The 14,314-nt window shown below is 73.0% G+C and carries 14 protein-coding genes; 2 read left to right on the top strand and 12 right to left on the bottom strand.

Features of this window, described 5'->3' with window-relative positions:
• Positions 1 to 30: 30 nt before the first annotated feature.
• From ACGH52_RS36860 to ACGH52_RS36810, 11 genes are all read right to left on the bottom strand, one after another.
• Positions 31 to 1,065: a homoserine dehydrogenase gene (locus tag ACGH52_RS36860; protein ID WP_210975216.1), complete on the bottom strand. Its 1,035-nt coding sequence runs from the start codon at positions 1,063 to 1,065 to the stop codon at positions 31 to 33.
• Between the two features lie 41 nt (positions 1,066 to 1,106).
• On the bottom strand, positions 1,107 to 1,778 hold the full coding sequence (locus tag ACGH52_RS36855) for a response regulator (protein WP_399945871.1): 672 nt from the start codon (positions 1,776 to 1,778) through the stop codon (positions 1,107 to 1,109).
• On the bottom strand, positions 1,775 to 2,962 hold the full coding sequence (locus ACGH52_RS36850; protein WP_399945868.1) for a sensor histidine kinase: 1,188 nt from the start codon (positions 2,960 to 2,962) through the stop codon (positions 1,775 to 1,777). The genes ACGH52_RS36855 and ACGH52_RS36850 overlap by 4 nt, the downstream gene beginning before the upstream one ends.
• 91 nt (positions 2,963 to 3,053) lie before the next feature.
• Positions 3,054 to 5,318 (bottom strand): MMPL family transporter, encoded by a 2,265-nt coding sequence (locus ACGH52_RS36845; RefSeq protein ID WP_399945865.1) that lies wholly within the window; start codon positions 5,316 to 5,318, stop codon positions 3,054 to 3,056.
• A 91-nt stretch (positions 5,319 to 5,409) separates the two neighbouring features.
• On the bottom strand, positions 5,410 to 6,048 hold the full coding sequence (locus ACGH52_RS36840) for a hypothetical protein (RefSeq protein ID WP_399945862.1): 639 nt from the start codon (positions 6,046 to 6,048) through the stop codon (positions 5,410 to 5,412).
• Positions 6,049 to 6,052: 4 nt separating this feature from the next.
• Positions 6,053 to 6,889, bottom strand: coding sequence for a carbohydrate ABC transporter permease (locus ACGH52_RS36835; protein WP_076972494.1), 837 nt, complete (start codon positions 6,887 to 6,889; stop codon positions 6,053 to 6,055).
• Positions 6,886 to 7,851, bottom strand: coding sequence for a carbohydrate ABC transporter permease (locus ACGH52_RS36830; protein WP_076972495.1), 966 nt, complete (start codon positions 7,849 to 7,851; stop codon positions 6,886 to 6,888). The genes ACGH52_RS36835 and ACGH52_RS36830 overlap by 4 nt, the downstream gene beginning before the upstream one ends.
• The gene (locus tag ACGH52_RS36825; RefSeq protein WP_121703767.1) at positions 7,848 to 9,185 is read right to left on the bottom strand and encodes an ABC transporter substrate-binding protein; all 1,338 of its coding nucleotides are present in this window, start codon (positions 9,183 to 9,185) and stop codon (positions 7,848 to 7,850) included. Before ACGH52_RS36825 ends, ACGH52_RS36830 begins: the two co-directional genes overlap by 4 nt.
• A gap of 53 nt (positions 9,186 to 9,238) precedes the next feature.
• Positions 9,239 to 9,967 (bottom strand): cupin domain-containing protein, encoded by a 729-nt coding sequence (locus ACGH52_RS36820; protein WP_210975218.1) that lies wholly within the window; start codon positions 9,965 to 9,967, stop codon positions 9,239 to 9,241.
• On the bottom strand, positions 9,961 to 10,911 hold the full coding sequence (locus ACGH52_RS36815) for a PmoA family protein (RefSeq protein ID WP_399945857.1): 951 nt from the start codon (positions 10,909 to 10,911) through the stop codon (positions 9,961 to 9,963). The genes ACGH52_RS36820 and ACGH52_RS36815 overlap by 7 nt, the downstream gene beginning before the upstream one ends.
• A complete protein-coding gene (locus tag ACGH52_RS36810) occupies positions 10,908 to 12,056 on the bottom strand; it encodes a Gfo/Idh/MocA family protein (RefSeq protein WP_076972499.1) in 1,149 nt (382 codons plus the stop codon). Before ACGH52_RS36810 ends, ACGH52_RS36815 begins: the two co-directional genes overlap by 4 nt.
• Before the next feature lie 242 nt (positions 12,057 to 12,298).
• Between ACGH52_RS36810 and ACGH52_RS36805 the strand changes: the two genes are divergently transcribed.
• Positions 12,299 to 13,342 carry a LacI family DNA-binding transcriptional regulator gene (locus tag ACGH52_RS36805; RefSeq protein WP_121703771.1) on the top strand — a complete coding sequence of 348 codons (1,044 nt, stop codon included), beginning with the start codon at positions 12,299 to 12,301 and terminating at the stop codon, positions 13,340 to 13,342.
• Between the two features lie 105 nt (positions 13,343 to 13,447).
• Positions 13,448 to 13,678, top strand: a complete 231-nt coding sequence (locus ACGH52_RS36800; protein ID WP_059296505.1) for a hypothetical protein — start codon at positions 13,448 to 13,450, stop codon at positions 13,676 to 13,678.
• Between the two features lie 84 nt (positions 13,679 to 13,762).
• Here the strand turns inward: ACGH52_RS36800 and ACGH52_RS36795 are convergent, their stop codons facing one another.
• A complete protein-coding gene (locus ACGH52_RS36795; protein WP_121703772.1) occupies positions 13,763 to 14,296 on the bottom strand; it encodes a MarR family winged helix-turn-helix transcriptional regulator in 534 nt (177 codons plus the stop codon).
• Positions 14,297 to 14,314 lie beyond the last annotated feature (18 nt).

Raw genomic sequence — 14,314 nt, 5'->3', positions numbered from 1 at the left:
CCCCGCGAGGGCAGCCGCCGCACCCGCGCCTCAGCGAAAGCCCGTGCGCGGTGCCGTGACCTCGACGGTGTCCTTCACCAGGGCCAGCGCCGCGCCCACCGGGCTCGACCGTCCGCCGCTCACGGTCACGTCGCCCGCGTCCGGACAGCCGAAGACCACGGCCTTCTCGGGCCCGTTCAGGGCGTGCAGCGGGTCCCCCGGCTCCGTCTCCTCCAGCCTTACGCGCACGATGCCGGGCTCGGCCAGCGACGCACCGGCGACCGCACGCAGCCGACGGGACCGGGACACGGCGTCCAGGGCCCGCCCGGCGGTGCTCGCGTCGACGGGCTGCGCCCGCACCCGTACCTCGGCCGGGTCCCAGCCCCAGGCCAGCGCGGCCAACAGCCGCACCTTGGTGGCCGCGTCCTCGCCCGACAGGTCCGCCGAGGGGTCCGCCTCCGCGATGCCCCTCAGCCGCGCGGCGCGGATCGCGTCGGCCAGCGTGTCGCCCTCGGCGAGGCGGTCGAGGACGAAGGTGACGGTGCCGTTGGGGCAGGCGCGGATCGTCCGGCAGTCCAGGCCGCGCAGGGAGGTCCGCGACAGGTCGCCCGCCGGGAGGGCCGCCCCGGTGGCCCCGGAGATCCGGATCATGCTGCCGCCCGCCCGGGCGGCCGCGTCCAGTTCCCGCCAGTGCGTGAGCAGGTGGCTCTTGGTGGCCGTCACCACGTGGACGCCCCGGCGCAGTGCGGTCACCGCCTCCTGCGCGGCGCGCTCCCGCAGTCCGGGTGAGGAGGGGACGGCCTGGACGAACACCCGCGCGCCGGTGCGCTCGAGGGTCTCCTCCAGCGGCCGCACGGGACCCCACTGCGCGCGCGGCGGCAGCGACCCGTCCTCGCCCGGCCGGCACTGGGCCGCGCTGGCGCGTACGGCGGCCACCCGCGGCCGTACGCCGTGACGGCGGGCGAGCGCCTCGCCGTCCCGGGCCAGCCGGTCGGCGAAGGCCTGCCCGACCGGGCCGTACCCGGCGAGGACCACGTCGGCCCGGGTCGCTTCCAACGCATCCGTCACTTGTGTCGCTTCACCCATGGGTTCGGGATCTTCTCACATCACCGCCGTGCCGCGGGCCGTCAGCGGGACGGCCGTGCGAGGCCGGAGCGGTAGGCGTGGGCGACCAGTTGGGCCCGGTCCCGGGCGCCGAGCTTGGTCTTGGCGCGCTGGACGTGGGTGCGTACCGTCAGCGGGCTGAGGAACAGTTCGGCCGCGATCTCCTTGTCGGACTTGCCGTCTGCGACCAGGGCGGTGATCTCGCGCTCGCGGGCGGTGAGGGCGGCCAGGTCCTCGGACGGCACGGGAGAGGCCGCGGGGTCGGGGGAATCGAGGAACCGGGTGATGAGGCTGCGGGTGGCGGCGGCGGACAGAAGGGCGTCACCGGCGGCCACCGTGCGGATGCCGTCGAGGAGTTCCTCCGCCGTGACGTCCTTGCCGAGGAACCCGCTCGCGCCGATGCGCAGGGCCCGGGCGACGTGCTCGTCGGTCTCGAAGGTGGTGAGGACGAGGACGCGGGTGGCCCGCAGGTCCGGGTCGGCGCAGATGGCGGCGGTGGCGGCGAGACCGTCGGTGCCGGGCATGCGGATGTCCATGAGGACGAGGTCGGGACGGTGGGCGCGGGTCAGCGCGACGGCCTCCCGGCCGTCGGCTGCTTCGGCGACCACGGCCATGTCCTCGCTGGTGTCGATCAGGATGCGGAAGGTCGCCCGCAGCAGGGCCTGGTCGTCGGCGAGCAGCACGCGGATGGTCATGAGAGCTGGTCCCTTGGTGGTGGCGGGGCGGGGAGTTCGGCGGTGACGGTGAAGCCGCCCTGCGGAAGTGAGCCCGCGCTGAGGCGGCCGCCGGAGGTCCGGGCGCGTTCCCGCATGCCGATCAGGCCGTAGCCGCCGCCGGGCCCGGGTGGGCGCGGGGTGGCGCCGCCGTCGTCGGTGACCGTGAGGGTGAGACGGTCGTGGGCGTAGGCGAGGTGGACGTCCGCCGTGCCGGCGTCGGTGTGTTTGGTGACGTTGGTGAGGGCCTCCTGCACGATCCGGAAGGCGGTCAGGTCCACTCCGGGCGGCAGGGGGCGCCGCGTGCCGTGGACGGTGACGGTGACGTGGAGTCCGGCGGAGCCGAACGCGGAGACCAGTTCGGGGAGTCGGGCGAGGCCGGGCGGCGGGTGCAGGGCGTCGTCGGGGTCGTCGCTTCCGTCGGGCGTGCGCAGGAGGCCGACGGTGGCCTTCAGTTCGCGCAGGGCCGACGCGGTGGTGCCGGTGAGGTGTGTGAGCAGCTCCTGGGCCTGCTCCGGGTGGGTGCGGGCGAGGTGGGCGGCGGTGCCCGCCTGGGCGTTGGCCAGCGCCATGTGGTGGGCGACGACGTCGTGCAGTTCGCGGGCGATGCGGATGCGTTCCTCGGCGACGCGGTGGCGGGCCTCCTCCTCGCGGGTGCGTTCGGCGTGCTCGGCCCGGGTGTGGACGGCGTCCAGGTAGGCGCGTCGGCTGCGTACCGCGGTGCCGGCCAGGACCGGCAGCAGGATCCAGAACACGGGGCCGACGCTCTCGTCCACCCACTCCTGGTCGTTCCGTTCGAAGAACAGGGCGGCGGGGACGACCAGCGCGAGGGTGGCGCCGTAGTAGGCGTACGCGGTGCGCTGCGGGGTGCGGACGGCCAGTTCGTAGAGCGCGGTCAGGACGGGCAGCAGCAGGAGCGGGAAGACCAGGTAGCCCAGGGCGACGGAGACCGCGGCGCAGGCGGCGGTGACGAGGACGGCGGCGCGCGGGTGGCGGCGGCGCGCGACCAGGCCCGCGGTGGCCGCGAGGGCCAGGGGCTGGCCCGGCCACCAGCCGAGGTCGCCGTGCACGTACTGCCGGCTGGTGACGGCGAGCACCAGCAGCAGGAAGGCCGTCTCGACGAGGTGCGGGTGGTTGTCGGCGTACCGCCGCCAACTGCTGAGCATGGTGTCCTCCTGGGACCAGGATCGCCGATGCGCCGGGCGCACCGCGGGAGGCCGCCCGTGTCCCGCACGAGCGGTCCTCCCGGGGCGCGGGTCAGGCGCGCACCGTGTCAGGGCGGTCGGGGTCGGGTACGGCCGCGAGCCCGGGCGCGGCGGCGGCCCGGCGGCGGAGGGCCTCGCCCTCCACGTCGACCCGGGGCAGCAGCCGGTCCAGTCGGCGCGGCAGCCACCAGGCGCTCTTGCCGAGCAGGACGAGGACGGCGGGCACGAACGCCATGCGGACGACGAAGGCGTCGAACAGGACGGCGACCGCCAGGCCGAAGCCGACCATCTTGAGCAGGGTTTCGCCGCCGGTCATGAAGCCCGCGAAGACGGACGTCATGATGACCGCGGCGGCGGTCACGACCCGGCCGCTGTGGCGGAAACCGGTGACGACGGCCTCGGCGGGAGGCTCGCCGTGGATGACGGCCTCCCGCATCCGGGACACGAGGAACACCTGGTAGTCCATGGCGAGGCCGAAGACGATGCCGACCAGCATGAGCGGCATCGTGCTCATGATCGGTCCGGTCTCGGCGACGCCCAGGAGTCCGGCGCCGTGGCCGTTCTGGAAGATGGTGACCAGTGCCCCGAAGGACGCCCCGACCGACAGCAGGAAGCCGAGGGCGGCCTTGAGCGGGACGAGCACGGAGCGGAAGACGACGAGCAGGAGGAGGAAGGCCAGGCCCACCACGACCAGGAGGTAGGGGATCAGGGCGTCCGTCATCTTGCGGGCGACGTCGATGTTGAGCGCGGTGGTCCCGGTCACCTCGAAGGTCGCGCCGGTGGCGGACTCGGCCGCGGGGCGCTCGGCGCGGATGGTGCGGACGAGTTCCTCGGTGCGCTCGCTGGTGGGAGCGGTGGCCGGGACGGCCTGGATCACCGCGGTGTCCTCGGCCGCGTTGAACCGGGGCGGGGACACGGACACCACTCCGTCGGTCCCGGCGACCCGCTCGGACACGGCCGCGACCGCGGAGCGCGGGTCGTCGGCCTGCCGGGCGTCGACGACGACGGTCAGCGGGCCGTTGAACCCGGGCCCGAAGCCGTCCGCGAGGGCGTCGTACGCCCGGCGTTCGGTGGTGGAGGCGGGTTTCGCCTCGTCGCCGGGCATGCCGAGCCGCAGGTCGAGCGCCGGTACGGCGAGGGCGCCCAGGAGGATCACCGAGCCGAGCAGCACGGGCACCGGGCGGCGCTGGACGAGGCGGGCCCAGCGGGCGCTCCACGCCCCGGTCTCCCGGACGCGTCCGGCGGCACCGGCGCGCGGACCCTTGCGCAAGCGGCGGGCGGGACGCGCGCTCGGCCCCTTGCGGACCCGGCGGGCCAGCAGGGCGTCGGGCCAGAAGCCGCAGAGCGCCGGGACCAGGGTGAGGGTGATCAGCACCGCGAGGACGACGGCGCCGGCGGCGGCCAGGCCCATCTTCGTCAGCGACGGCACTCCGATCACCGACAGACCGGCCAGCGCGATGACGACGGTGAGCCCGGCGAAGACCACCGCGGATCCGGCCGTGCCCACGGCCAGCCCCGCCGCCTCCGGGGCGTCGTGCCCCTCGGCGCGCTCCTCGCGGTAGCGGGAGACGACCAGCAGGGCGTAGTCGACGCCGACCGCGATCCCGATCATCATGGCCAGGTCGGCGGTGGCCGTGGACATGCCGAGGGCGCTGCCCAGCGCGACGATCGTGGCGAGGGTGAGGGCCACGCCGACGACGGCGGTGATCAGCGGCAGTCCGGCGGCCGCCAGTGAGCCGAAGGTGATCAGCAGGACCACGGCGGCGACGCCGATGCCCAGGAACTCACCGATCCCGGCCGGCGGTTCACCGGCCACGGCGTCCCCGCCGGCCTCGACGGTCAGACCGGAGGTCCGGGCCTTCTGCACCGCCTCGGTGAGGTCGTCTCGACCGGCGTCCGTGACGTTGTCGTCGGTCACCTCGTAGGTGACGGTGGCGTACGCCGTGGTCGCGTCCTCGCTGACCGTGGATGCGTCGAGGGGATCGGAGACGGCGGCGACCTGCGGCCCGTCGGCCACCTCGGCGACCAGCGTGTCGATCGCCGCCCGGTACTCGGTCGCCGTGACCTTCCGTCCGTCCGGCGCGACGAGGACGATCCGGGCGCTCGCGCCTTCGGCCTCGGCGTCCGGGAACCGCTCGTTGATGAGGTCGAACGCCTGCTGGGACTCGATGCCGGGCATCGAGTCCGAGTCGTCGGCCGCCTCACCGGCGCTCATGGCGGCGAGCACGACGCCGAGGAGGACGGCTGCCCAGGACAGCGTCACCCAGCGGCGCCGTCGGAAGGCACCGCGTCCCAACCGGTACAACAAAGTTGCCATGGAGAGGTCTCCGCATCTGATCTGGGGAACCTCTCCAGCCTCGTCGGGCGGGCCCCGGCCCGTCGTCGTCCGCGCCGACCATCGCGTGTACTCAGTTTCGAGTACCGCCGTCCCCGGCCGGGTCCTCCCCCTCCCCCGCATGACGCAGGTCCACCGCGGTGGCCGCGAAGACCAGCGGGCCGGGGAGGAGGGGGATCAGCACGGGGATCGACCAGGCGAGCAGCGCGGCCAGGACGACCGCGCCGGCCAGCAGGAGGGTGCCGCGGAGGTCGGCGAGGGAGCGGGCGAGGGCCTCGCGCGGGGACAGTGCGTGCGGTGGCGGCAGCGCGGTCGCGCGCAGGGCCAGGACGGCGCTGCCCAGGGTGAGCAGCGCCAGCGCGGGGGCCATGAGGTCCGCGCCGGGCAGGGTGGTGCGGGCCAGCGCGGAGTCCACCAGCAGGACGCAGGCGAGGAGCGGCACGGCCAGACCTCCGGCGAGTGAGCCGCGGGTCAGCCGCGCGCGCAGGTGTCGGGCGTAGGTACCGGTGTCGACGGGGGCCTGGTCCTCGACCGCCCGGCGAAGGGTGGCCGAGGCGGCGGCGAACGCGGCCGGTGCGGTGACGACGGGCAGGCAGGTGACGGCGGTGAGCAGGCCCACCAGCAGCATGTCGGCGAAGAGGGTGAAGCCGGACGAGAAGACCTCGCCGGGTTCCCTGCCCTCGCTCGGCGGGAGTGCGGGCACCTGGGTCATGGGGTCAGCCCTTCAGTCCGGAGGTGGCCATGCCCTGCACCAGATAGCGCTGGAACACGAAGAAGAACAGCACGATCGGCAGGACGGAGAGCACCGACATGGCGAACATCGGGCCGTAGGCGGAGGTGCTGGACTGGTCGACGAAGCTGCGCAGGGCCAGGGTGATGGTGAACTTCTCCGGCGCGAACAGGTAGATCATCTGCGTGAAGAAGTCGTTCCAGGTCCAGATGAACGTGAAGATCGCCGTGGTGATCAGCGACGGCCGGCTCAGCGGCAGGGTGAGCGACCAGTACGTGCGGAAGGCACCGCAGCCGTCGATGCGGGCCGACTCCTCCAGCTCGCGGGGGAGTGAGCGCATGAACTGGACGATGAGGAAGACGAAGAACGCCTCGGTGGCCAGGAACTTCGGCAGGATCAGCGGCCAGTAGGTGTCCACCATGCCGAGCCGGTTGAAGATGATGTATTGCGGGATCAGCACGACGTGGTGCGGCAGCATCAGGGTGGCGACCATGAAGGCGAACATCGCCTTGCGCATCCTGAAGCGCAGCCGGGCGAAGGCGTAGGCGGCCAGGGAGCAGGACAGCACGTTGCCGACGACGGCGCCGCCCGCGATCAGCAGGGAGTTCCACAGCAGCCGGCTCACCGGGACCCCGGAGACTCCGTCCAGGGCGGTGGTGTAGTTCGACCACTCCAGGTGGCTGGGCCACAGGTCCAGGCTGGTCACCACCTCGTCGGCCGGTTTGAGGGAGGTGGCGAGCAGCCAGGCCAGGGGGTACAGCAGGACGAGCAGTCCCGCGAGGGCGACCGTGTGCGGCAGCCATCGCCGGGTGGTGGGGTTCATCGTCCCTCCTCGTCCGCGTAGAAGACCCAGGACCTGGAGGTCCTGAACAGGATCAGGGTGATGACGCCGATGGCGATCAGCAGCAGCCAGGCCATGGCCGCCGCGTAGCCCATGTGGGAGGCGGTGAAGCCGCGTTCGTAGAGGTAGAGCGTGTAGAACAGGGTCGAGTCGGCGGGGCCGCCCTCGCCGCCGCTGACCGCGAAGGCCGGGGTGAACACCTGGAAGGACTGGATCATCTCCAGGACCAGGTTGAAGAAGACGACCGGGGACAGCATCGGCACGGTGACGGACACGAACTGCCGCCACCGGCCCGCGCCGTCCAGCGCCGCCGCCTCGTACAGTTCGGGCGAGATCTGCTGGAGCCCGGCGAGGAAGATGACCATGGGGGCGCCGAACTGCCAGACCGTCAGGAGGACGACGACGTAGACGGCGAGGTCCGGGTCGCCGACCCAGCTGCCGGTGTGGATGCCGAGGGAGCCGAGGATCTCGGAGACCGTGCCGCCGTCGTTGAACAGCGCCCGCCACACCAGCGCGATCGACATGCTCGCCCCGAGCAGTGAGGGCGCGTAGAAGGCCGAGCGGTAGAAGGCGCGGCCGCGGCCGAGGTTCTTCAGGAGCAGGGCCGCGCCGAGCGCGAGGGCGAGTTTGAGGGGTACGGCGACGACGACGTACAGCAGCGTGGTGCCGACCGACCGCCAGAAGCGCGGGTCCTCGGTGAGCATCTCGGTGTAGTTGCGCAGGCCCACCCAGTGCGGCGGGTCGAAGAGGTTGTAGTCCGTGAAGGACAGGTACAGGGACACGGCCATGGGCACCAGCGTGAGCACGGCCGCGCCGAGCATCCACGGGGTGAGGAACACGTAGGCGGGCCACTGCTGTTCACGGCGGCGTCGGCGCCCGGCCGGTGGCCGTGGTTCCGTGGTGCGGTCGGCGCGTGCGGGCGCCCTGGTCGACACCGTGCTCATGACCGCAGCTCCCGGTTGGCCTCGTCGATGAATTCCCGTGCCGCCTCGCGCGGGGAGGTCAGGTCGTACATCACGCGGTGGTAGGCGCGTTTGAAGGCGGTCTGGAGGGCGACGTCGCCCCGCGGCGGTGCGGCGGGCGGGGCGTCCAGGCCGTACTTCTCCATCTTCTGGGCGTACCGGTAGATCTCCCGCTCGGCCCCTTCCAGGGTCTTGGCGACGCGGGCGGCGATCCTCCGGTTGGGGGGTGTGGAGCGGGTGAAGCCGAGGATGTCCCCGGCCCGCTCGTCGTTGAGGAGGAAGTCGACGAGCGCGGTCGCCTCCTCGGGGTGATCGGTGTGCGCCCCGACGCCGAGGAGCATGGAGGGCTTGAAGTACGCGCCCTGGCGTCCGTCGGTGGTGGGGACCGGAGCGAAGTGGACCTGGTCGCCGAGCAGCGCGGTGTACCCGGGGAACGGCGCGTCCCAGGTGAAGTCGGCGGCGGCCAGGCCGCGGCCCATGGGCGACATCTCGGTGGTGTTGGCCTGTGCGGTGTCCGGGGCCTCGGCGACGGCGCCTTCCTCGCGCAGCCTGTCGCAGAAGGTCCAGAACTCGGTGAGGTCGTCCTCGGTGAAGCCGAGCTTCGTCTGGCTCGCGTAGAGCCTTGTGCCGCGGCCGCGCAGCCAGTCCTCGAAGATGTCCTCGTTGACACCGTTGTCGTTGGCGCCCACCACGGTGCGTCCGTCGGGGGCCTTCAGGCCCAGGGCGGTGATCTTCCGGTTGGCGTCGGCCCAGTCCTCCCAGGTCCAGTCGGGCTCGGGGGTGGGGAGGCCGGCCTGTGCGTAGATCTTGGAGTCGTAGGCGTAGCCGGTGATGCCGCGGCCCATCGGCACGGCGTACTGCTCGCCCTCGTAGGTGCCCGTGCGCAGGAACTCCTCGTCCATCTCGGAGGTGCGGATCGTGCCGTCCTCGACGGCGTCGTCGAGCGGCAGGAGCGCGCCGCCGCCCGAGTACTGGGAGATCTGGCGGTAGTCGAGCTGGGCCACGTCCGGGATGCCGCCGCCGGCGGCCTGGGTGGCCAGCTTCTGCATGTAGGAGCCGAAGTCGGCGTTGGAGGTGCGGACGGTGATGCCGGGGTGTTCCTGCTCGAAGAGCGCCACGGCCTTCTTGGTGCGTTCGGCGCGGTCGTCGTTGCCCCACCAGGAGAAGGTGAGGGTGACTCCTTCGGACGACACGTCGCCGGAGGAGGAGCACGCGCCGAGCGATGCCGTCAGCGCGGTGCTGAGACCGACGACGGCCGCGGCCAGGACGGCCCGGCGGTTGGGGAGTCGACGCCGACCGCTTCGGGATTCGGGCATGGGGGCCTTCCCGGGGGTGCGTGGATGAGTGGGGGGAGGTGCGGGGCGCGGGCTCAGATGCCCGGGTAGACGGCCAGCCTGCCGCACATGCCGAAGCGTCCGCGGGCCGCGGGCCCCGTCGCGGACACCCGGGCCGCGGTCAGGTGTCCGCCGTCCCGGCCGCGCAGGGCGTCGAGTTGGGCCCGGGTCGCCTCCGCGGCCGCGTGCGCGCCCTCGCGCCAGCGCCGTTCCCACGCGTCCAGCCGGGGCCGCACCAGGTCGGCGGCGGCCCGCTGGAACGCGGCCAGCGGTTCCGGGTCGCCCGTCTCGGTGGCCTCGCGGAGTTCGAGGAAGCGCCGGGTCGCCACGTCGCGGCGGGCGCGCGCGACCTTCGCCTGCTCGGCCTCGGGCAGTTCGGCGGGGACGCGGATCGCGTCGGCGTACGTGTCGGGGTCGGTGAGGCGGTCCTGGGGCAGGGTGAGGACGGCGTCGCCCGCCTCGGGCAGGCCGCTGTTCTGCATCACGACGGTGATCTCCAGGCCCCCGTCGTTGACGAGGCGGTGAATCGTACCGGGCGTGAACCAGGCCACCGTGCCCGGCTCCAGCGGTGTCTCCTCGAAGCCGGAGGTGGTCAGGGTCTGCACCGAGCCCCGGCCCGCCGTGACAACGTAGCCCTCGCTGCACGTCAGGTGCAGGTGCGGGGTGCCGCCGCCGGGCAGCCCCTCCACTGTCGGCCAGTCGTACACCGTCAGTCGGGACACGCCGACCGCCGCCGGGAAGCCGTCGTACGTCGGGCTCACCACGCGAGTCCGGCCAGGTGTGCGGCGACCCGCGCGCGGTCCCAGGCGCCGTCGGCGACGACCACGCGGTAGGCCCGGGCGAGGGTTTCGCCGGGCGGCAGGACCAGTTCCTCGTGGAAGGCCCAGGACGGCGCGACCGCGGCGAAGGGGTCGCTGCGCACGAACCAGTGCGCCGGGTGGGTGCCTTTCTCGCCCAGGTGGTCGTTGGAGGGGGCGTGTTCGAAGACGAGCGTGGCGTGGCCGTCCCGTCCGTCGTGCTCGCCGACGTAGGCCAGCCAGGGGGCCTGGGAGCCCATCGGGTCGACGTCGGAGGACGCGTCGGACTCGGCGGTTTCGGCGGTTTCGGCGGTGAAGACCCGGCCGCCGCGGAAGGCGCGGGGCCCGCGCCAGAACAGTCCGGTGTATCCGGCGGCGGGGCGTCCGTGGGTGGTGGGGCTGCCGAACCGCAGAGGTTCGGCGCGCCGGTTGGTCACCGCCGAGGTCCAGGTGAGGGCCCAGCTGCCGGTGTCGGGGTCGACGTCGCGGACCTCGATGCGGCGCTCCTCCTCGGCCCACAGCTCGCCGCCGTGCGGGTGCCAGGTCAGCCGCTCGGCGATGACCGCGCGGTCCTCTTCCGCGTCGACCTCCTCGAAGGCCACGTGGGCCATCGAGCCGACCCTCTCCGGCAGCGCGAGGTAACCCTCGCCGTGCACGTAGGTGTTGCCGCCCCACAGGTTCTGTCCGGACAGGTGCGAGGCGGTCAGCTGGAGCCCCTTGTGCCAGCGGTGGTCGTTGGGCCGGTAGTCCGTGACGAGGCCGCCCGACAGGGTCCTGACCGGGTGGAGGTACGGCTTGGGTGCCTCCCAGTCGGCCTCGGGGCGGTACACGTAGGAGAACAGCTCGGTTCCGGCCGTCCCGTGGGCCACGGTGACGCGGTCTCCGTGGACGTGGGTCAGTGAGAGCGTCATGCGCGGTCCTCTTCCTCGCGGGTGGCGGCCGGCGCCCAGCCCGGGGCTCCGCCGTGCAGTTCGGTGTAGTACGGGTCGCCGGGGCCGATGTCGCCCGCGCGCACGGGTGTGCCGGTGAACGCGGACTTGTACAGGGCGGTGATCAGCTCCATGGTCTGCCGGGCGCCCGCACCGCTGGTCGCGTGGCGGCGGCCGTTCCTGATGTCGTCGACCAGGACGCGCAGTTGGGCCTGGTGCGAGCTGGGTTCGTCGGCGCCGAAGTCGCGCCAGGCCGCGGCGGTCTCGGCGGGGACGCCGGGCGCCGGGGTGATGCGCCAGTCCGCGTTGCGGTAGCCGTACAGGTGGGTCAGTTCGACGGTGGCCAGTTCGCAGTCGATGCGGATCCGGCTCACTTCGTCCGGACTCAGCACGCTGTTGACGAGGGTGGCGACGGCTCCGTCGGCGAAGCGGACCAGTGCCGTGGAGACGTCCTCGGTCTCCACGTCGTGCACGAGCCGGGCGGCCATGCCGCGCACCTCGGTCCAGGGGCCCATCAGGTCCAGCAGCAGATCGGTCTGGTGGATGCCGTGTCCCATGGCCGGTCCGCCGCCCTCGGTGGCCCAGCGGCCGCGCCAGGGCACCGCGTAGTACGCCTGGTTTCGATACCACGTGGTCTGGCAGTGGGCCACCAGCGGCCGGCCCAGCGCCCCGCCGCGCAGCAGCGCGCGGACGTGGCGGGCACCGGATCCGAAGCGGTGCTGGAAGACGACGGAGGCGTACGGTCCCGCGCCGTCGCCCTGTTCGGCCGCCTCGACGGCGTCGTAGTCGGCCAGGGACGGGCAGGGCGGCTTCTCGCACCACACCCAGGCCCCGGCGGTGAGCGCGGCCACGGCCTGCTCGCGGTGCACGGCGGGGGGTGTGCACAGCACGACGAGGTCCGGGCGCGTCTCGGTGAGCATCGCGTGCAGGTCGGTGGACGCCTGCGGGATGCCGAACTCGTCGGCGAACGCCCGCACCGCCGGGCCGTCCACGTCGACCGCGGCGACGACCTCCACCTCGCCCTCGGCGGCCAGTTTCGTCAGGGCGGGCAGGTGACTCGACCGGGCGATGGACCCCGTGCCGACCACTGCTGTGCGCAGCGGCCCGTTCGGTACGTGCGAAGACATGCGGACCCTCTCGTGAGCCGGACGGGGGCTGCGCGGCGCGCGGTGGCGGGACGCGCGGGCGGGCGGAGGTCGTCGGCACCGCCTCGCAGCAACCGCTTGCTATCGTGGTGTTCCAACGTTGTAACCGGCGTGCGTCCGCAAGGTCAACCCTCTGTCCGCAAAAGAGTCGGCGCCCGGTCCACGTAGGGCAACGACAGCACGCAGAGGCACAATCTGCGGAGACTTCGGCGAGGGGGCGGGCTGTGGCCGCGGTGAGACTGAAGGACGTGGCGGAACACGCAGGGGTGTCGATCAAGACGGTGTCCAACGTTGTACGCGGCGCCCCGCGCGTGTCCGAGGCCACGCGCTCGCGGGTACTGCGGGCGGTGGCCGAACTCGGCTACCGGCCCAACCCCTCGGCGCGCAGGCTCCGTACGGGGCGCAGTGGTCTCATCGCCCTCGTCGTCCCGGAACTGGCCACGCCCTACTTCGCCGAACTCGCCCATCATGTGCGCGGCGAGGCCACCCTGCTCGGCCTGACCGTCCTGATCGAGGAATCCCTGGGCGACGCCGCCGAGGAGTTGCGGCTGGCGGGCGGGGTCGGCGCCTCGCTGCTCGACGGTGTGATCCTCTCCCCGCTGCGTGTCACGTCCGACGAACTCGCCTCCGTCACCGACGAGTTCCCGCTGGTGCTGCTCGGTGAGCGCACCTACGGGCGCAACGGTGTCGTCGCCGACCACGTGCTCATCGACAACGTGGCGGCGGCCCGTGACCTCACCGCCCACCTCATCGGCCTGGGGCGCACCCGGATCGCCGCGATCGGCGTGGACCGCCAGGGTTCCGCGACCAGCCGTCAGCGCCTGGAGGGGTACCAACGGGCGCTGCACGAGGCCGGGTTGCCCTTCGACCCCCGGCTCGCGCCCCGGATCGAGGAGTTCGACCGGCGCAACGGGCTGCTGGCGATGCGCCACCTCGCCGCACTGCCCGTCGGCGAACGGCCGGACGCGGTCTTCTGTTTCAGCGACCTGCTGGCCGTAGGCGCCCAACGCGCCCTGCACGAGGCGGGGCTGGCCATTCCCGGCGATGTCGCCGTCGCCGGGATCGACGGTTCCGAGGAGGCCCTGTACAGCACGCCCTCCCTGACGACCGTGGTCCCCGACAAGGCCGCCATCGCCTCACTCGCCGTCAAGTGCCTGGCGGCCCGGATACGGTCCCGTTCGCCCCTGCCGTTCGAGGTGCACGTGGCCCCGCACCGGCTGGCGGAGCGGGAGTCCACGGCGGGCGGACGCCGCGCGGTGGACGCCTGAGGTACGACGGGCAACGGCGAGGGCAAAGACGACTGCCCCCGCTGGGGGGCGGCCACGTTCCACCGGCCACTGAAATCCATGATCATCGCTTCTAGGGTCGTCATCATGGACATCCCGAGACGCCTCATCGAACTCCAGCGAGCCGTCGAAGCGGCCGACAACCGCTACCGCAACAACGCCGGCGAGAACGCCACGGTCGCCCTGGCGGTCTGGTCGGACGCCACCGCCGCCCTGGTCCAGGGCATCACCGCGTACGCGGCGGAACAGGGTGTGCCGCGCCGCGAGGTGGAATCGGCCTTGGAGCGAGCGATGCGGCCACCGCTCCCCCTGGACTGAACGCCCACCGCCCCCTCCACTCGACCCGCCCGCGGTACCCCTCCGCGAGGCCCCGCCCGCCGTCCCGGACGGACGCCACCCGGGTCATACGTCGTGAGCAGCCGGGAAGTCCGTGGACCACCCCGGCGGATGGGCCCGGACCACGTCCGAGGTCGGGGCCGGCGGCTCGCCACCCGCGTGGTTGAAGGCGGCAAGGGCTTCGACGAGCGCCAACCGCTGCGCCGGGGTGAGCATTTCGACGATCCCGGCGATCTCGGCGCGCCGACGGGCCGTCACGTGCTCGACCGTGCGGCGCCCCTCCTCCGTGAGTTGCAGCAGCGTCTCCCGGCGGTTGCGGGGGTTGGGCCGCCGGGCGGCCAGGCCCGCCGCGATCAGCCGATCGACCATCCGCATCGCCGTGGACGGGGCGACCTGCAACTGCTCGGCGAGCGTGACCAGCTTGGTGGTCCCTCGTGTGAGCACCACCAGCATGCGGAACTGCGGCAGCGTGACCCGCTCCTCGACCTCGGCGAGAGAGCGTGCGGACACCGCGACCAGCAGTCTGGAGGCGGTCAGCACCTCTCGGGTGACGGCGTCCACGTCGTCCGTGGCCTCCACGGGGCTCTCGTGCTCGGTCATGCCTCCTTTCTACCGTGC

Origin of the sequence: Streptomyces sp. BBFR25, assembly GCF_044590125.1 — a bacterium.
GTDB lineage: Bacteria > Actinomycetota > Actinomycetes > Streptomycetales > Streptomycetaceae > Streptomyces > Streptomyces canus_D.
Note: the sequence above shows the minus strand (reverse complement) of the source record. Positions and strands in the feature narration are given on the sequence as shown.